The 18155-nt window shown below is 59.6% G+C and carries 13 protein-coding genes and 1 tRNA gene; 6 read left to right on the forward strand and 8 right to left on the reverse strand.

The window, feature by feature from the left end; translation table 11 throughout:
* Positions 1 to 28: 28 nt before the first annotated feature.
* Positions 29 to 105, reverse strand: a tRNA-His gene (locus FS804_RS06845).
* Between the two features lie 315 nt (positions 106 to 420).
* Here FS804_RS06845 and FS804_RS06850 point away from each other — a divergent pair.
* Positions 421 to 4194, forward strand: a complete 3774-nt coding sequence (locus FS804_RS06850) for an ATP-binding protein (RefSeq protein ID WP_144575807.1) — start codon at positions 421 to 423, stop codon at positions 4192 to 4194.
* Between the two features lie 84 nt (positions 4195 to 4278).
* Positions 4279 to 5937: an ABC transporter permease gene (locus tag FS804_RS06855; protein ID WP_371417844.1), complete on the forward strand. Its 1659-nt coding sequence runs from the start codon at positions 4279 to 4281 to the stop codon at positions 5935 to 5937.
* 308 nt (positions 5938 to 6245) lie between these two features.
* On the opposite strand, the gene FS804_RS06860 is transcribed toward FS804_RS06855, so the two are convergent.
* From FS804_RS06860 to FS804_RS06880, 5 genes are all read right to left on the reverse strand, one after another.
* Positions 6246 to 7058, reverse strand: coding sequence for an ABC transporter permease (locus FS804_RS06860; RefSeq protein ID WP_063949749.1), 813 nt, complete (start codon positions 7056 to 7058; stop codon positions 6246 to 6248).
* Between the two features lie 4 nt (positions 7059 to 7062).
* On the reverse strand, positions 7063 to 7971 hold the full coding sequence (locus FS804_RS06865) for an ABC transporter permease subunit (protein WP_144575809.1): 909 nt from the start codon (positions 7969 to 7971) through the stop codon (positions 7063 to 7065).
* Between the two features lie 11 nt (positions 7972 to 7982).
* Positions 7983 to 9140 (reverse strand): ABC transporter ATP-binding protein, encoded by a 1158-nt coding sequence (locus tag FS804_RS06870; protein ID WP_144575811.1) that lies wholly within the window; start codon positions 9138 to 9140, stop codon positions 7983 to 7985.
* Positions 9141 to 9221: 81 nt separating this feature from the next.
* Positions 9222 to 10319, reverse strand: a complete 1098-nt coding sequence (locus FS804_RS06875) for a polyamine ABC transporter substrate-binding protein (protein ID WP_144575813.1) — start codon at positions 10317 to 10319, stop codon at positions 9222 to 9224.
* A 151-nt stretch (positions 10320 to 10470) separates the two neighbouring features.
* Positions 10471 to 11886: a short-chain fatty acyl-CoA regulator family protein gene (locus tag FS804_RS06880; protein WP_144575815.1), complete on the reverse strand. Its 1416-nt coding sequence runs from the start codon at positions 11884 to 11886 to the stop codon at positions 10471 to 10473.
* A 257-nt stretch (positions 11887 to 12143) separates the two neighbouring features.
* On the opposite strand from FS804_RS06880, the gene aceA reads away from it, so the two are divergent.
* Together aceA and FS804_RS06890 are read left to right on the forward strand one after the other, a co-directional pair.
* Positions 12144 to 13433 (forward strand): isocitrate lyase, encoded by a 1290-nt coding sequence (aceA, locus tag FS804_RS06885; protein WP_144575817.1) that lies wholly within the window; start codon positions 12144 to 12146, stop codon positions 13431 to 13433.
* 84 nt (positions 13434 to 13517) lie between these two features.
* Positions 13518 to 13775, forward strand: a complete 258-nt coding sequence (locus tag FS804_RS06890) for a hypothetical protein (protein WP_003493954.1) — start codon at positions 13518 to 13520, stop codon at positions 13773 to 13775.
* A gap of 12 nt (positions 13776 to 13787) precedes the next feature.
* On the opposite strand, the gene FS804_RS06895 is transcribed toward FS804_RS06890, so the two are convergent.
* Positions 13788 to 14660 carry a LysR family transcriptional regulator gene (locus tag FS804_RS06895; RefSeq protein WP_144576355.1) on the reverse strand — a complete coding sequence of 291 codons (873 nt, stop codon included), beginning with the start codon at positions 14658 to 14660 and terminating at the stop codon, positions 13788 to 13790.
* An 85-nt stretch (positions 14661 to 14745) separates the two neighbouring features.
* Between FS804_RS06895 and FS804_RS25440 the strand changes: the two genes are divergently transcribed.
* Positions 14746 to 15093, forward strand: a complete 348-nt coding sequence (locus FS804_RS25440) for a hypothetical protein (RefSeq protein ID WP_144575819.1) — start codon at positions 14746 to 14748, stop codon at positions 15091 to 15093.
* A gap of 313 nt (positions 15094 to 15406) precedes the next feature.
* On the opposite strand, the gene FS804_RS06905 is transcribed toward FS804_RS25440, so the two are convergent.
* A complete protein-coding gene (locus FS804_RS06905) occupies positions 15407 to 16591 on the reverse strand; it encodes an NAD(P)/FAD-dependent oxidoreductase (protein WP_144575821.1) in 1185 nt (394 codons plus the stop codon).
* A gap of 123 nt (positions 16592 to 16714) precedes the next feature.
* Between FS804_RS06905 and FS804_RS06910 the strand changes: the two genes are divergently transcribed.
* A complete protein-coding gene (locus FS804_RS06910; protein ID WP_063949741.1) occupies positions 16715 to 18154 on the forward strand; it encodes a glutamine synthetase family protein in 1440 nt (479 codons plus the stop codon).
* Position 18155 lies beyond the last annotated feature (1 nt).

Genomic DNA, 18155 nt, shown 5'->3' on the forward strand with positions numbered 1-18155 from the left:
GACGTATAAACTTACTGGGAGAGGGGAATGGTACGGTTGAGTGGGGTCGAACCACCGACCTCAGGTGCCACAAACCTGCGCTCTAACCAACTGAGCTACAACCGCACATGAAACGCCGAAGCGGCGTCACGGGGGGTGACATAAAAGGTGTTTCCCCCATTTGCAAGTGCCTGTTCGAATTTTGCGAAAAAAGGCTGCGAAAGGCAAGCGGTTTTCAGCGGCGCCGGCTGACACATGAAGACGAAAGCGGCCTGTTGATGTTAACTCTATTTGGCAATTCCTGCGCCCGGCGGTGGACCCAATCGCGCTGGGAAGTTATTTAAAATTCTGTTAACGTGATGCCTTGGCGGGTTTACGTTTTGCGTTTCATGAGGAAGCCAAAAGCCCGTCAGGTCCGGTAGTGCCAGAATAGGTTTCGACATGCCCGCCGTCCAGTATCCCTTTATCGATATCGCAGTGCATGAACGGGTGCGTGAAGGTTTTGGGCGCGGCGAGGCCATGGCGTTGTTTTCGCTCGACCTTAAAAGTGCGCTGTGGGCCAATGGCCGCGGTGCGGCGCTGTTCGGCACGCCGATGGTCTATGATTTTCTGGAACAGGGCCCGAAACCGCAGGATGTGACGTTCCGGCAACTGGCGGCCACGGCGGCGCGCCTTTCAAGGACCGGCGACAGCCTGCCATTTACCATTCGCATCACCTCCGGCTTTCGCAGCCTTGCCGTCACCGCACGCGTGGAAATCATCGAGGCTGAGCCCGGCCAGTCGGCCATTCTTTTTTCCGCCCTCACCGACGAGATCGCCCCCGATACGGCGGAATGCGCCCGCCGCATGATCGAAGGTTTCGATGACCCCGATATTCACATGGCGGTTCTGAATGGCGAGAACGAGGTCATTGCCGCCTCGGCAGGTTTTTCGTCGCTCGGCATCACCCCGCAAACGGCGCGGACTTTGGTGAGGATGGCAGCGGGACAATCCGGCCATCTCGTCAAACGTCCGGTGCCATCAGGCAAGGGCTATATGCCTGCCGCCACCGGCCAGATCACGACCTCACCCGAACTGAACCTGATGTTCGTGGTGGAGACTGCGCTTGGGACGCTCGACCCCGTTAATGGCTTTACCGACGATAGGCAGCAAGAAACGCTGGCCACCGCCACAGAGCTCACGGCGGCGGTTGAGCAGGCTGAGCCAACAGCTGCTGCCACCGTCTCTTTCGAGGCCGCGCTCGATGCCGTGGCTCACATCGAGGAGGTGGAAGAACCGGAGGAACTGCCTGTCGATGCGGAACAGGGGCGCGCATCGTCCGACAAGGACGACGTTGACCCTCTGCTGATCGATGGCGGTGACACCGCGCCTGAGGCGACCCCGCAGGATGAGGACATCACTGCTGACATGGCGATGACTGACGACATTGCCGATCTTTTCGAACTTGATGAGGATGACGCGAAGGCGCCGTCTAGCGAGCGTCATGCCGACAATCAGGACCTCGTTGAGGTTGTGGATACCGTGAGCAATTCTGCCGGCGATGAGATAGCTGAAACCACGATTTCGGCAGCCGCGCCTGCCATCAGTGAGAATGCAGCAAGCGAGACAGACGCCGAGCCAGAGCCTGCTGCGACGCGCTCGGACCGCATCGCTGATGAGGCATCGCGGGCTTTCGTCTTTAACGCCGGTGCCCGTGCGTCCCGCTTCGTCTGGAAAATCGATGCTGAAGGGCGCTTCAGCTCCATTTCGCATGAATTTGCCGAGGCCGTGGGCGCGAAGGCGGCTGCCGTGGAAGGCATGGGCTTTGCCGATGTCGCAGCCCTTTTTAATCTCGACCCCGACGGTAAGATCCGGGAACTTCTCGGCCGGCGCGATACCTGGTCGGGCAAGACGATCTACTGGCCGGTCGAGGGCACATCACTGATGGTGCCGATCGATCTCGCAGCTCTTCCCACTTACACGCGTTCGCGCGAATTCGACGGTTTTCGCGGTTTTGGCATCGTTCGGCTTGCTGATGCCATCGAAGACCCCAATGCCACCGGCCTGACCTTCCTCGAAGACCGCAAGGCCGACCGCGCAAAAGCGCCCTCGGCATCGTCCGCCATGGATGAAAGCCACGAGTTGCTGGCCTTTATCGATGAGGATGACGAGGACGAGACGAACGGCGCTGCCGAACCGGAAGCTGAAGATGCGGCAGGTGCACAGGATGCTGCTTTGGCTGAAGAGTTGAGCCATGATGAGGCGCCCGCCGAGCCAGAAACATCTGTTGTCGTGCCATCGGAGCCACCCGTTTTCGAGAATATCGTGCATCTGGAGGAGCGCCGTTCGCGCTCGCGTGAGGGCCTGACGGCCGGCGAACAGGCCGCCTTCCGCGAAATCGGCCGCGCGCTTGCGCCGGAGGGCATCGTTTCGGAGGAAAAGCCGGACACGAATGCGCAGTCCGTGTCCGCCGAGCCTGTCGGAGAGACTATCCAGCATGAACTTGCTGATGATGCGACCTTCGCAAACGAGAGCGAAGAAACGACGACGGAACCGACGGACGAAGACGATCTTTTCGCCGACTATGTTCGGGGCGAGCAGGCCCCGGCCATAAATGCCGCCGCAAATGAAAGTCGCGCCGAGGAATTTGAGGAGGCTGCGGCTGACGGGGTGCGTGCCGCCGATCTTGCCGCCCCCGTGGCCCATCCGTCCTCTCGTCCCGCAAATGCGTTGACGGCTGAAACGCTGGACCAGATGCCTGTTGCTCTGCTTGTGCATGCCGGCGACCGGCTGATCCACGCCAATCCGGATTTCCTGCGCCTGACGGGCTATTCATCTCTGGCCGAACTGGAAGAGGTTGGCGGGCTGGAAGCGTTGCTGCAGCGGCAGGATCTGGAAGACATGCCTGACAATGAGGGCGGCATGGTCGTCGTCAGCGCCGAAAACGATATCATTCCGGTCAAGGCACGTTTGCAGTCCGTTCGTTGGGAAGACGGCAAGGCGTTGATGCTGTCGCTGGTACCGCTTGAGGAAAAGCAGGCGCCGGTTGCAGCGGCCAACGAAAACATCGCTGCCGGGGACATCGAAAGTGCCGACGCGGACAGCCTCTCCCTTCTGCAGGGCGAAGTGGAGGAACTGCATTCCATCCTGGAAACCGCCACCGATGGCGTGGTGCTTCTTGGCGATGAAGGCGAGATACGCTCGCTCAACCGTTCCGCCAGCGCGCTGTTCAATTATGACAACGGCGAAATCGCCGGCAAACCGTTCGTGACGCTCTTTGCCCATGAGAGCCAGCGCGCCGTGCTGGATTATCTCTCCGGTCTTGCCAATAATGGTGTCGCCAGCGTGCTGAACGATGGCCGAGAGGTGATCGGCCGCGAGGCATCGGGCGGCTTCCTGCCATTGTTCATGACGATCGGTCGGCTGAAGTCGTCGCACGGCTATTGCGCCGTTATCCGTGACATTACCCAGTGGAAGCGCACGGAAGAGGAACTGCGCAACGCCAAGCGGGCGGCGGAAACTGCGAACGCCCACAAGACCGATTTCCTAGCGCGTGTCAGCCACGAAATCCGCACGCCGCTCAACGCCATCATCGGCTTTGCCGACATGATGGCGACGGAACGCTTCGGGCCGATCGGGCATCCGCGTTATGTGGAATATGCCAATGATATCGGCCGTTCCGGTCGGCATGTGCTCGATATCGTCAATGATCTCCTCGATATCTCCAAGATCGAGGCAGGGCAGATGGACGTCGATTTTGTCGCCGTACCGCTCAATGAAACGGTGGCCGAGGCCGTATCGCTGGTGCAGCCGCAGGCCAACAACCAGCGCGTGATCATCCGCACGGCGCTCGCACAATCCGTTCCGCAGATCGTCGCCGACCTGCGCTCGATCAAGCAGATCGTGTTGAACATCCTGTCGAACGCGATCCGCTTCACGCCGTCCGGCGGGCAGATCGTCGTCTCCACCGCCTATGAGGCGAATGGCAGCGTCTCGCTGCGCATCCGCGACACCGGCATCGGGATGACACGGGCGGAGCTGGAACAGGCGATGAAGCCGTTCCGCCAGGTTGCTTCGTCGGGCAAGCGCGTGCGCGGCGACGGTACCGGGCTTGGCCTGCCGCTGACCAAGGCGATGGTGGATGCCAACCGGGCGAATTTCTCCATCACCTCGACGCCGAATGAAGGCACACTGGTGGAAATCACCTTTCCATCGCAGCGGGTTCTTGCCAACTGAGGTCATGCGGGCGTAGCAATGCGGAAGCCGGCGGCTGAAGGACCAGCCGTGCCGGCTTTTGCAGGACAGCAGGCTCGCATGACCATGATGGTGCCCATTTCCGCGACGAGACGCGTATCGCTACTGCCGATTGCGGCCATCATTGTTTCGGCCATCGCCGCCATGCCCGTTCTGGCAATCTTCTGGCTGGCGCTGACCGGCAGCACGGAGGGGTGGCAGCATCTTCTCGCCAATGTTCTACCGCGTGCCGGGTTCCGCACCTTCATGTTGCTTGGTCTGACGGCCGCCACCACGGCATTTTTTGGGATAGTCTGCGCCTGGCTGGTCACCACCTTCGAGTTTCCGCTGCGGCGGCTCCTGTCCGCGGGTCTTGTGCTGCCGCTCGCCATTCCCTCTTATCTGGCGGCTTATGCGTTCGGCGAGTTTCTCGATTTCACAGGGCCAGTACAGAGCGCCCTTCGCGCCACCTTCGGTTACCACAGCATCCGTGACTACTGGTTTCCCGATATCCGCTCGCTCGGTGGAGCGGTGATCGTTTTGAGTTCGGTGCTCTATCCTTATGTCTATCTCTCGGCACGTGCCGCCTTTTCCATGCAGGGGCGGTTTGCGGCCGAAGCGGCCCGCACACTCGGCGCAAAACCGATGAGTGTGTTTTTCTCCGTGCAATTGCCCATGGCGCGGCCCGCCATCGCCATCGGGCTCTCGCTGGTGTTGATGGAGACGCTGAACGATATTGGCGCGGTCGAATATCTCGGCGTCCAGACGCTGACCTTCACCATTTACGAGACCTGGCTCAACCGCGGCAATCTCGCCAATGCAACCCAGATCGCCGCCATGATCCTCATCATCGTCGGTGCGTTGATCGTCATCGAGCGCAATGCAAGGGAGAAACAGCGCTTTGGCGCACCCAAGGCCACAAGCATGGCCCAGCGACACCCGTTGAAGACGCTGACCGGCTGGCGGCGCTGGTGTGCCGGGCTGTTCTGTTTCCTGCCGGTGGCGAGCGGATTTTTCATTCCTGTCATCGTGCTCGGCGGTTACGCGGCAAAAAGGCTCGACGCCCTTTTTGCCCCGAAGCTTCTGAAATCCCTGGGGCATAGCCTCGAAGTGTCGCTGACCGCTGCCTTCGTGACACTGATTGCCGCCTTCGTGTTCTCTTACGCCATCCGCACAGAACGCTCCGGCATCTCGAAAGTGGCGGCGCGTTTCGGCTCCATGGGTTATGGGGTGCCCGGCACCGTTCTTGCCATCGGCGTCCTCATTCCGCTGGCGGGCCTCGATAACGGCGTCGATGGATTTTTCCGTACGCATTTCGGTTTCTCCAGCGGGCTGCTGCTCTCTGGTACGGCGTTTGCCATCATCTATGCCCATGCCGTGCGTTTCATGACCATGGCGGAAGGCACGCTAGATGCCGGTTTCCAGAAGCTTTCGCCGCATATCGATATGGCCGCGCGCACGCTCGGGCGCAACCGGGCGCAGACGCTGTTCAGGGTGCTGCTGCCGAATATGCGGCCAGCGGCGCTGACCGCCTTCCTTCTGGTCCTTATTGAATCCATGAAGGAATTGCCGGCCACCATCCTGCTGCGGCCTTTCGGGTTCAACACCCTGGCCACGCTTGTTTATGAGGATGCGTCCCGTTCACGGGTGCAGGATGCCGCCGTGCCGGCGATCATCATCATTATCGCCGGGCTTATTCCGGTTCTCCTCGTCTCAAAATCGATGGATCATCCGGAAAGCCGGTGACAGCAGACATGATGTGGCAAAAAGAAAGGCGGCCTTACGACCGCCTTGGATAAGTTGTGCTTTTCAACGAGAGAAAGGGGACAATCTCGCTCTATGGAAATTATCAATCCCGGCCATCAACACATATGACGGCCCTGCGTTGGATTTACTTTCCGCCAGCCCGTATTAACAGGGGGTTAAAACCAAAACAGAGCAATTACCGACGATAATTCCTATTCCGAGACCGTAGAGCCGTAAAACTACACTGTCGGCCTTTGAGTTTCTGCATGATCCATTATCAAAGCGAAGACGCAGGACGGGTCTTTGGATCAGTTGCGCGCGGCCGCATGTTCGTCGCGCATCCGCTGCAGCTCCGTGCGCTTGGAGGCGATTGACGCGACGATAACACCGATAGTCACGAGCCCGATCAGGATGGTGCAGATGGCATTGATTTCCGGCGTCACGCCCAAGCGAACCTGCGAATAAATCTTGATCGGCAGCGTGGTTGCACCCGGTCCGGTGGCGAAGCTTGCGATCACGAGATCGTCGAGCGACAGGGTGAAGGCCAGCATCCAGCCGGCGATGACGGCGGGGAAGATCAGCGGCAGTGTAATGCGGAAGAAAGTCTTGACCGGCGGGCAGCCGAGATCGAGGGCGGCTTCCTCAAGGCTTCGGTCAAAGGTCAGCAGGCGCGACTGCACGACGATCGCCACATAACACATGGTGAAGGTGGTGTGGGCGATGACGACAGTCCAGAAACCGCGATCCACCCCGACAGCCACGAAGAGCAGCAGAAGCGACAGGCCGGTGATGACCTCCGGCATGACGAGCGGGGCATAAATCATGCCGGAAAACAGCACCCGGCCCGGGAAGCGGGCAAAGCGTGTGAGCGACAGAGCCGCCAAGGTTCCCAGAATGGTGCCGATGGTGGCGCTGAGGATACCCACGCGCAGCGTCACCCATGCCGCATCCATCAGGCTCTGGTTCGACCACATGGATTTGTACCACTGCAGCGAGAAGCCGCCCCAGACTGTCACCAGCTTGGAGGCATTGAAGGAATAAATGATCAGAATGATGATCGGGATATAGAGGAAGGCAAAACCGAGGGTGAGGACGGTAATGTCGAATTTTCCGCGCTTCATGGCCTCACCCCACCTTCTTCTGCTGGTTCTGGAAGATGGCGATAGGCACCACCAGCAGGATCAGCAGGAGGACAGCGACCGCGGATGCCAAGGGCCAGTCGCGATTGCCGAAAAATTCCGTCCACAACGTCTTGCCGATCATCAACGTCTGCGCGCCACCGAGTAGATCGGGGATCACGAATTCGCCCGTGATCGGAATGAAGCAGATCATCGAGCCGGCCACGACACCTGGCAGGGACAATGGGAAGGTGATCTTCCAGAAGGCCTTCCAGGGCGGGCAGCCCAGATCGGCCGCGGCTTCCAGCAGCGTATTGTCGAGCTTTTCCAGCGCCGAATAAAGCGGCAGCACCATGAAAGGCAGATAAGAATAAACGATGCCGATGAAGATCGCCGTTTCGGTGCGGAAGATATTGACCTGCTGGTCGGGTCCGAGAAACCCGAGCCACTGGAACAGCACCGTCAGCAGACCTTCCGGCTTCAGAATGCCAATCCAGGCGTAAACGCGGATCAGGAACGAGGTCCAGAACGGGAGGATCACCAGCATGACAAGCGTCGGCCGCACGGCTGAAGGCGCGCGGGCCATGGCAAGCGCCATCGGATAACCGATCAGCAGCAGCAGGAATGTGGAAATGAAGGCGATACGCAGCGACGACAGATAGGCTTCAATGTAGAGCGGGTCTTCCGTGAGGAAGAGATAATTCTCGAAATCCAGCTGCGAGAAAAATTCGCCGAGCTTCGAAAATCCTTCGAAGACCGGCGTGTAGGGCGGCATGGAAATTGCGGTATCTGACAGGGAGATTTTAAGGATGATGAAGAAGGGTGCGGCGAAAAACAGCAGCAGCCAGAAATAGGGGACCGCAACAACCAGCCAGCGCCAGGGGCTTTGCCGGTTTTCGGGAGTGGTGATTGCCATCGAAGCCTCCCTCAGCGTGTCAGGACGAGCCCTGAATCCGGTTTCCAGCTCAGCCACACCATGTCACCGAAGGTAATCGGGCGATCCACGAGACGCGATACATTGGCCTGCGCGGCGCGCATGACGCGGCCATCGGCGAGCTTGACGATGAAGACCGAGAAGTCACCGAGATAACCGATATCCCAGACTTCGCCATAGGCGGAATTGATGCTGCTATCGGCGGGCTGGTCGAGCGAAATGCGGACCTTTTCCGGGCGGATGGCGAAAGCCACCTGGCTGCCGGTGGCAGCCGCACATTCCTGTTCCACCGACACCTTCAATCCGTCGCAATCGAGCGTCACCAGACCGGGCTTGCCGATATCGGAGGCATTGGCGACGACCGTGGCGTCGAAAATGTTGATGTCGCCAATGAAGTCGGCCACGTAGCGGCTGTTCGGCGCTTCATAGATTTCGGCTGGCGTTGCCACCTGCACGACGTTGCCCTTGTCCATGACGGCAATGCGGTCCGACACCGTCATCGCCTCTTCCTGATCATGGGTGACGATAAGGAAGGTGAGACCGAGATTGGTCTGAATATCCATCAGCTCGAATTGGGTTTCCTCGCGCAGCTTCTTGTCGAGCGCGCCGAGCGGTTCATCCAGAAGAAGCACCTTCGGCCGTTTGGCGAGCGACCGGGCAAGCGCCACGCGCTGGCGCTGGCCGCCGGAAAGCTGGCTTGGCTTGCGCTTGGCAAATTCCGTCAGCTTGACGAGCCGCAGCATTTCCTCGACGCGGCCGGCGATCTCCGCCTTCGGCAGCCCGTCCTGCTCAAGGCCGAAGGCCACGTTCTTTTCTACCGACATATGCGGGAAAAGCGCGTAGGACTGGAACATCATGTTGGTTGGGCGCTTGTAGGGCGGTACGCCGGAAATATCCTTGCCCTGCAGGAGGATGCGGCCCTCGGTCGGCTCCTCGAAACCGGCCAGCATGCGCATCAGCGTGGTCTTGCCGCAGCCCGAGGGACCCAGCAGCGAGAAAAACTCGCGCTCGTAGATATCGAGAGTCAGATTGTTGACAGCGACAAAATCGCCAAACCGTTTGGTGACGTTTTCAAAACGGATGAAGGGCACCGCGTCTGGATTATCCCAAGGGCTGAATTTGCGTTTGACCGGTCCGAGTGTCTTTGCCATGCCCGCCCCATTTCACCCAAGATTTCATCGACACCTGATAGGGCAGAGAGGGTGGACGGCGCCACCCTCACCCAAGTCCGGTTAGCTGCCGGTCTTGATCTGCGTCCAGACGCGGTTCAGGACACGTTGTTCCTTTGGCCCGTAGGGCGAAATCGTGAAGAGCTTCTTCATCGTTTCCGGGCTCGGATAAACAGACGGGTTCTTGGCGACAGCCGGATCCATCAGCGCCTGCGAGGCGAGGTTGCCGTTGGCGTATTGCACGTAGTCAGAGGCCTTGGCGGCGACTTCAGGCTTCATCATGTAGTTGATGAAAGCATGGGCCTCCTCGACATTCTTGGCGTCTGCCGGAATGGCGAAGCTGTCCATCCAGATATAGGTGCCTTCCTTCGGAATGACGTAATTCACCTCGACCCCGTTCTTGGCCTCTTCGGCGCGGGTTTTGGCCTGGAGAATATCGCCGGACCAGCCGATGGAAATGCAGATGTCGCCATTGGCGAGGTCATTGATATAAGGAGAGGAATTGAAGGTTTTCGCGAAAGGACGAATCTTGGAATAGACCTCGCCGCCCGCTTCCAGGTCGGCCGTCTCCTTGCTGTCGGGGTTCTTGCCGATGTAATTCATGGCAATCGCGAAAGTCTCGTCGGAGGCATCGAGAATGTTGATGCCGCAGGCCTTCAGCTTCTCGGCATTTTCGGGTTTGAACAGCACGTCCCAGCTATCGACAGGCACATCGCCAAGCGCCGCCTTTACCTTGGCGACATTGTACCCGATGCCTGTGGTGCCCCACATGTAATTGACGGCATATTCGTTGCCGGGGTCGTATTGCGCCAGGCGTTCCGTGATTTCCGGCCACATGTTCTTGAGGTTCGGCAGCTTGGACTTGTCCAGCTTCTGATAAACGCCGGCCTTGATCTGCCTTGCAAGGAAGGGCGACGTGGGCGCCACGACATCATAACCCGAACTGCCGGCCAGAAGCTTGGTCTCCAGCACTTCGTTGCCGTCATAGACGTCATAAACTACCTTGATACCGGTTTCCTTGGTGAAATCCTCAAGGATGGCGGGATCAATATAATCAGACCAGTTGTAGACGTGGACGACCTTTTCCTGGGCCATTGCCGAACCTGCTGCAACAAGCACTGTGGTGAGAGCCAAGGTCAGACGGAGAGAACGGTTTTTCATGATGTCTCCTGTTAACGCATCCTTACGGTGGGAGCGTGATCCCCTTTTTTAGCGAGACTAGAAAGGAAAACAAAAGGGAGCAAGCGGGAAATGTGCAGCACAGCATTTTCAACCACATGTGTTTCACACGCGGAAAATTGCGTGGAAAAGCTTACTGGAAGTCGAAAACACTGAGGCCAGTGACCATTTCATCCAACCCGAGCGGGCGCGTAAGCGGCGCTTCCGCCCGCGACAGGCAGCCCTGCCTTTCGCACAGCCGGCATGAGGGACCAATGGCAACGGGGGCGGCCCCCGAAGCAGCCGGGCCATAGACGGTGTCCCCTGCCTGCGTGAAATCGCAGCCCAAGAGCAGAGCCGTACGCCGCACTCTTTCGCCGAAACCGGCCTGCGGGCCTTCCAGCGTGCGCGACACCGTGAGGAAGGCGTCACCATCAGGCATCTCAACCGCCTCCACCAGGACCTGTCCCGGCTGGGCGAAGGCGGCGTGAATATTGAGCCGCGGACAGAGGCCACCGAACCGCGCCCTCGGGAAACCAGTGGCGCCCGAAAGGCGGAAGCGGTTTCCGGCGTTGTCGATTTCCATCAGGAAAAACGAGATTGCCGGAGCCGACGGCCGTTGCAGGGTGACCAACCGGTTGGCTGCGTGCTCGAATGACACGTTAAAGCGCGACCGCAGAACGTCGACGTCGTATTTCGCCCGCTGCGCGGCGGCGAGGAATGAACCATAGGGCATCATCAGCGCATGGGCCGCATAGCGCGCCAGTTCAAACCGAGCAATACGCCGTGCCTCCTCACCTTTCAGGCCCAGCGCCTCCAGTTCCGCGCCTATCTCTTCGCGAAGCGCCAGGAGACACGTTTCCATCGCCATTTCACGGAGCTGATCTGGCTGCGACAGACGCTCTGACAAAAACAGCCGCATGGAATGGCGGTCATAGCGCCGTCTCAGGTTCGGCATGGCATGAACCGGTAAGGTCCTGACGACGATGCCATGGTTCTTCTGAAGCCATGCCCTCAATCCAGAGGCAAGATCATCTCCCATCACCAATTGCTTATGAAGGTCTTCCGCGGCCGCATCGATGGCATGGAGATAGGCCGGGCGGTTTTCAAAGACGTGGCGCACCTCGTCGATCGGCAGGCGGGTGGAAGACAGCGCCGTCTCATGTCCTTCCCGCGCCAGAAGATCGGAGAGGTCGGACAGGCGCTGCGCCTGCTCCCGGTAAGCCCGGTAAAGCTTGAGGACGCCGCTTGCCGCATTCGGCGCAGCATCGGCCACCTCGATCAATTCTTGCGGCGATGGCACCTCGCCCGCCAGCAGCGGGTCTGCGAAGACCTCTCGCAGCTGCCCGGCGGAACCGGCACTTTCGCCCTGCAAGTCGTCCAGATCGACCTTGTAGACTGAGGCGAGCTTCAAAAGCAGCTGCACCGTCAGCGGCCGCTGGTTGCGCTCGATGAGATTGAGATAGGACGGCGAAATCGCCAGCGCCTCGGCCATGGCCGTCTGCGTCAGCCCCAGCCCATTGCGAATGCGGCGTACCCGCGGGCCTGCAAAAATCTTGTTTTCCGACACCGCCCTCACCCCTCCGTCCTCGTCGACTCATACAAGCCTGTTACAAACTCGACAGATCACGCTATTTTACAAAATTTACATTTTTACAGCGCCACTCTGTCACGCATCCTACAGCATGACCTCTTTCAAGTCACTGTTTTTATGTTTGTTCTGGCGCTCAAATCTAGGAAAATGTAAATGTAGTCACATCAAACGGCGGCGCATGCAACTCACCGTCCTCCGTTCTTGAAACTGTATTTATCTTGGGAGAGAGAAGTATGACGGATTTTTACAAGCTTGTTCCGGGTGCACCGCAGGGGCGTTTCGATGGCATCGAGCGGACCTATACCGCCGGCGATGTGGAGCGGCTGCGCGGCTCCGTCGAAATCCGCCATTCGCTGGCCGAAATGGGCGCGAACCGGCTGTGGAAGCTGATCAACGAGGAGAATTTCGTCAATGCGCTGGGCGCGCTCTCGGGCAACCAGGCCATGCAGATGGTCCGCGCCGGGCTGAAGGCGATTTATCTCTCGGGGTGGCAGGTTGCAGCGGACGCCAATACGGCGTCGGCCATGTATCCGGACCAGTCACTTTATCCGGCCAATGCCGCGCCGGAGCTGGCGAAGCGCATCAACCGCACCTTGCAGCGCGCCGACCAGATCGAGACGGCAGAGGGCAAGGGCCTGTCGGTCGACACCTGGTTCGCGCCAATCGTTGCCGACGCAGAAGCCGGTTTCGGCGGGCCGCTCAACGCCTTCGAGATCATGAAGGCGTTCATCGAGGCGGGTGCGGCGGGTGTTCACTATGAAGACCAGCTGGCTTCGGAAAAGAAATGCGGCCATCTCGGCGGCAAGGTTCTGATCCCGACGGCGGCGCATATTCGCAACCTGACGGCGGCGCGGCTTGCGGCTGATGTCATGGGTGTACCAACGCTGGTCATCGCCCGCACCGATGCGGAGGCTGCCAAGCTTCTGACCTCCGATATCGATGAGCGCGACCGTCCCTTCGTGGATTACGATGCCGGCCGCACTGTCGAGGGCTTCTATCAGGTCAAGAACGGGCTGGAGCCCTGCATTGCCCGCGCGGTCGCCTATGCTCCCTATTGCGACCTGATCTGGTGCGAGACGTCGAAGCCGGATCTCGAGCAGGCGCGCAGGTTTGCCGAGGGCGTGCACAAGGTCCATCCCGGCAAGAAGCTCGCTTACAATTGCTCGCCATCGTTCAACTGGAAAAAACACCTCGATGACGCGACGATTGCAAAGTTCCAGCGCGAGCTAGGCGCGATGGGCTACAAGTTCCAGTTCATCACGCTCGCTGGCTTCCACCAGCTCAACTACGGCATGTTCGAACTGGCGCGCGGTTACAAGGATCGGCAGATGGCGGCTTATTCCGAGCTTCAGCAAGCGGAATTTGCAGCGGAAGCGAATGGTTACACCGCCACCAAGCACCAGCGCGAAGTCGGCACCGGCTATTTTGACGCCGTGTCCCTGGCGATTTCGGGCGGTACGTCTTCCACGACAGCCATGAAGGAATCCACCGAGCACGACCAGTTCCGCCCGGCGGCGGAATAAATCGAAAAAACCGCCCTTCCCATTACAGGGAAGGGCTTGCAAACCGGATCAAAAACCCCCGACAATAATGAGAGGAGAAATGCCATGAACGCCCACAACCCGATCAAGACCCATGTCAAGGAACGCGCCGAGGAGCAGTCCTCCGCCATGACGCAGGATCAGCAGGCCGCCATCCGCATGCTGGCCAACGACCTGCACCGCCTCAACCAGGCCGTCATGAAAGCCGTCGAGGCCGGTGTTTCCGTCGAGCTGGTCCGCTCGGCCCGCCACCATGGTGGCGGCGGCAACTGGGGCGATCTGCTGATCCCCGTCATCGTCGCGCAGGGAAGCGCTGCGGCCTGATCCGCAGAACGGTTATGCCGGGCGGCTTTTGCGCCCGGCATAAAGATCGGAATGCCCCTTGATGAGACGGGTCATCCGGTCCGCCACCGTCCTGATATCGCGGCGGTGGCGATCGTCGTTGTTCATGACGATCCACTGATTGTGGCGAAGCGCCCCGAGCTCTTCGCCCTCACGCGTCAGCCGCGTATCGGCATCGCCGACGAAACAGGGAAGCACCGCAATCCCCGCCCCTGAGAGGACAAGATCGAGAAGCGCCGTTGGCCGGTTCACCGTCACCACGATCTGATTGCGACGGTTTTCGTGCGGCCACCGCAGGTAGGTTGAAATCGCATTTTCCTCGGCCACCGCCAGCCAGCGATCGGCAACAGAAACGGCAGCGTTTCGCAGTCTGTAACGGGCGTAGGCAACCTCCCCCGTCTTGATGGCAGCGAGATTACGCTCCTGCGGCTCGAAAGCGCGGATACCGATATCGTTTTCGCGATGGGCCAGAGACGCCCTCTGCTCGGCAATGAAAAGGTCGATGCGGAAATCATCGCGATCCGTGCAGATGGCGGAGAAGTTGCTGGTCAAGAGCCAGGCATTCCAGGTGCCCACGGCAATCCGCACGATGGACGAGGCCGATGACGCCTTCTGCCATCCCTCGATATCTCGCGCCGCATTCTCCATGGCCTGAAGTCTATCGAACAGCACACGACCGTCCATCGTGAGGGCGTATCCCGTCTGACTGCGCTGGAACAGCGCCTTGCCGATCCGCTCCTCCAGTTCGACCATGCGCCGACCTATGGTCGCGGGGCTTAAACCCGTCAGGCTGGCAGCGCCCGTCAAGCCGCCACTGCGTGACACATCAAGGAAAAGCTGATAGGAATCCCAGGTGACGTTTTTCATCATTGAAAAACGTAGCGCATTTTCTTGCGCAGATAAATCAAAAAACGGCGTGCATCATGGCCCTCCGCATTAGAAGGAGAGCGACATGCACGCGATTTTTGCAGCACGGGCCATCATCGACAACCAGCGGCCGCGCACACGGCGTGAGGCCATTCTGTTGGAAGAAAAGTTTTACAGGGATATGGCCGAGGCGTCTCGGCCATGGCGGCTTTTTAGCGCGCTAATCAGCTTGATAAGAGCGAAGGGCCGCCGATCAGTAAAAGAGCGCTATCAGGGCTGCGAGAGCACCGGCGGCGATGAGGCTCAGGCGAAAGGCCAGCTGACGGCTCTCGTTGTCAGTGCGGGCGATAGCAATGGCGCGAGGGCGGCGATGTGCAGATCTGTTCATGCGCGGGCTCCAGACGAAAAACTCAACCGACCCATGCCCTGTTAAGGGCGTCCAGCATGACATCATGTGCAGCGGGATCGAGATGTGATCCCGCTTTGCTGGCATTTGGTCAGGATGACTCCGGGCCCGTTAACAGGTTGTTAAAAAGGGCGAAGAGGGACAATAAACTCAGCCAGCAAGTTTGGCGAACAGGCCTCATCATACGCCGTCACTCCGGACTAGATCCGGGGTCCAGCCGACGCACGTCTGTGCGGCGAGAATAGTCTTTTCAGCCCAAAGACTTGGGCTGACTGGATACCGGCTCAAGGCCGGTATGACGGAGGAGAAAGTTGCGAACCTACTCCAAGGCCAGAGACAGTCACGCGAATTCGCCCGCCGCCTGACCAGACGCCCAGGCCCACTGGAAGTTATAACCGCCGAGCCAGCCGGTCACATCGACACATTCACCGATGAAATAGAGGCCGGGCACGGCCTTTGCCGCCATGCTGCGGGAATCGAGGCCGGTCGTGTCCACCCCGCCGAGCGTAACCTCTGCGGTGCGATAACCTTCAGACCCGGCGGGCTTGATCTGCCAGTCCTGCACGTCTGCCGCCAGCTTTATCAGCACCTTGTCGGACATGTCGGCGAGATGGCCTGTGAGGCCGGATTGGTCGACGACATGCTGGGCAAGCCGTTTCGGCAGGATTTCCGACAGGGCCGTCTGGGGCGATTGACGACCGTTCTTCTGTTTTGCCTGTTTTAACAGTCCGGCGATATCACGATGCGGCTCGAGCTTCAGGCGGATCACATCACCCTCACGCCAGTAGGAGGAGATTTGCAGGATCGAAGGACCGCTCAAACCGCGATGGGTAAACAGCAGCGCTTCCTCGAACGCGGTTTTGCCATGGGAAACCTCGGCCGGAACCGCGACGCCGGCAAGAGGGCTGAGCTTTTCCAACGAAGCGGGATCGAGCGTCAGAGGTACGAGGCCGGGGCGGGTTTCAATGAGCTTGAGGCCGAACTGTTCGGCGATCTGGTAGGCAAAACCGGTCGCGCCCATTTTCGGGATGGACTTGCCGCCCGTCGCGACGACAAGGCTTTCCGCCTCGATGACGCCGCCTGAGGTCGTCACGCGAAAACGGTCACCGTCATGGCTGACGGCCGAGACTGATGTTTCGAGCCGCAGTTTCGCATTCACCGCCTGCATTTCGCCGAGCAGCATGCGGATGATATCCTTGGCGCTGTCGTCGCAGAAAAGCTGGCCAAGTGTCTTTTCGTGCCAGGAAATGCGGTGTTTTTCGACAAGGGCGATGAAATCGCGCGGCGTATAACGGGCGAGCGCGGATTTGGCGAAATGCGGATTGGCAGAGAGATAATTCTTCGGCCCGGCATGGATATTGGTGAAATTGCAGCGACCACCGCCGGAGATGCGGATCTTTTCGCCCGGCGCTTTCGCATGGTCGAGAATGACGACGGAACGGCCGCGCTGGCCAGCGCGGATGGCGCACATCATGCCGGCGGCGCCCGCCCCCAAAATCAGCACGTCACATTTCTCTGCCATCATTCCATTCGATCCGTTTCCTTCCTCTTTTTCCAAGTCCCGGCGCTTGTCAATGGCGCTTTCCCCCTCGCCAATTGCCAAACTACGGTTATGATGGCGCCACCAGAAACACAGACCCGGTGATACATGCCCGCGAAGAAAACCATGCTCCGCCCGAAGAAACAGGCAACCATGGCAAAGAAGTCCCCTCCCCTCGACCTTTCCTCCACCCGTGGCGTTTCCTCCTGGCGCGAAGCCGCGCAATGGCTGCGCGCACGCGGCATCGAGGACATCGAGTGCATCACGCCCGACCTTGCCGGCGTTCCCCGTGGCAAGATGATGCCGACGGCGAAATTCACCGGCGACACTTCGCTCGCCCTCCCCTCGGCACTTTATCGCCACACGATATCAGGTGAATATCCCGATGAGACGGCGAATTTCCGCTACGAACCGCGCGACAGCGACCTGAAGCTGGTGCCTGATCTTTCCACGCTTTCCGTCGTGCCTTGGGAAACCGACCCCACCGCGCAGGTGATCTGCGACGTGGTGGATGCGGAAGGCAATTTCGTGCCCTACACGCCGCGCAACGTTTTGAAGAACGTGCTGTCGCTCTACACAGAAAAGGGCTGGAAGCCTGTCGTGGCGCCGGAGATCGAATTTTATCTCGTCGCCATGAATGACGACCCCGACTATCCGTTGCATCCGCCGAAGGGCCGGTCCGGACGCTCCATCGTTGGCGGCCAGAGCTACTCCATCGCCGGTATCAACGAATTCGACGAGTTGATCGACGACATCTATCACTTCTCCGAAAAGCAGGGTCTGGAGATCGACACACTCATCCATGAGGAAGGTCCGGCGCAGCTGGAAATCAACCTGCGCCATGGCGATCCGATCGAGCTTGCCGACCAGGTGTTCCTGTTCAAGCGCACCATTCGCGAAGCGGCGCTGAAGCATGGCATCTACGCCACCTTCATGGCCAAGCCGATGCAGGGCCAGCCGGGTTCAGCCATGCATATCCACCAGTCGGTGGTGGAGATCGACAGCGGACGCAATATCTTCTCCAATGCGGATGGCAGCCCCTCGAAAGAGTTCTTCTCCTTCGTCGGCGGCATGCAGCGTTACGTGCCGAATGCGCTGGTCATGCTGGCGCCCTATGTCAATTCCTACCGCCGCCTGACGCCCGACATGGCCTGCCCGGTCAACAATGCCTGGGGTTATGACAACCGCACGACGGCCTTCCGCGTGCCGATTTCCGGCCCGCAGGCGCGGCGCGTCGAAAATCGCCTGCCGAGTTCGGATGCCAACCCTTATCTCGCACTTGCCGCTTCGCTCGGCTGCGGCTGGCTCGGTATCGTCAACAGCATCGAACCGACAGAACCCACCGCCGATACGGCCAATGAAGGCTCGATCGACCTGCCGCGCGGCCTGCTTGAAGCCGTGGCCCTGCTCGAGGGAGAAGCGCAGTTCGACCGGATTTTCGGCCACGAATTCGTAGGCCTTTATGCCGGCCTGAAACGCGGGGAATTCGAGACCTTCATGCAGGTCATCAGCCCCTGGGAGCGCGAGTTCCTGCTTCTCAACGTGTGAG

Source organism: Agrobacterium sp. DE0009 (assembly GCF_007680755.1).
Taxonomy (GTDB): domain Bacteria; phylum Pseudomonadota; class Alphaproteobacteria; order Rhizobiales; family Rhizobiaceae; genus Agrobacterium; species Agrobacterium tumefaciens_B.

What these genes read in the sequence shown, in the direction of transcription:
- FS804_RS06850 (WP_144575807.1), top strand. Translation starts at nt 421, where the DNA reads ATGCCCGCCGTCCAGTATCCCTTTATCGATATCGCAGTGCATGAACGG.
- FS804_RS06855 (WP_371417844.1), top strand. Translation starts at nt 4,279, where the DNA reads ATGATGGTGCCCATTTCCGCGACGAGACGCGTATCGCTACTGCCGATT.
- FS804_RS06860 (WP_063949749.1), bottom strand. Translation starts at nt 7,058, where the DNA reads ATGAAGCGCGGAAAATTCGACATTACCGTCCTCACCCTCGGTTTTGCC.
- FS804_RS06865 (WP_144575809.1), bottom strand. Translation starts at nt 7,971, where the DNA reads ATGGCAATCACCACTCCCGAAAACCGGCAAAGCCCCTGGCGCTGGCTG.
- FS804_RS06870 (WP_144575811.1), bottom strand. Translation starts at nt 9,140, where the DNA reads ATGGCAAAGACACTCGGACCGGTCAAACGCAAATTCAGCCCTTGGGAT.
- FS804_RS06875 (WP_144575813.1), bottom strand. Translation starts at nt 10,319, where the DNA reads ATGAAAAACCGTTCTCTCCGTCTGACCTTGGCTCTCACCACAGTGCTT.
- aceA (WP_144575817.1), top strand. Translation starts at nt 12,144, where the DNA reads ATGACGGATTTTTACAAGCTTGTTCCGGGTGCACCGCAGGGGCGTTTC.
- FS804_RS06890 (WP_003493954.1), top strand. Translation starts at nt 13,518, where the DNA reads ATGAACGCCCACAACCCGATCAAGACCCATGTCAAGGAACGCGCCGAG.
- FS804_RS06895 (WP_144576355.1), bottom strand. Translation starts at nt 14,660, where the DNA reads ATGAAAAACGTCACCTGGGATTCCTATCAGCTTTTCCTTGATGTGTCA.
- FS804_RS25440 (WP_144575819.1), top strand. Translation starts at nt 14,746, where the DNA reads ATGCACGCGATTTTTGCAGCACGGGCCATCATCGACAACCAGCGGCCG.
- FS804_RS06905 (WP_144575821.1), bottom strand. Translation starts at nt 16,591, where the DNA reads ATGATGGCAGAGAAATGTGACGTGCTGATTTTGGGGGCGGGCGCCGCC.
- FS804_RS06910 (WP_063949741.1), top strand. Translation starts at nt 16,715, where the DNA reads ATGCCCGCGAAGAAAACCATGCTCCGCCCGAAGAAACAGGCAACCATG.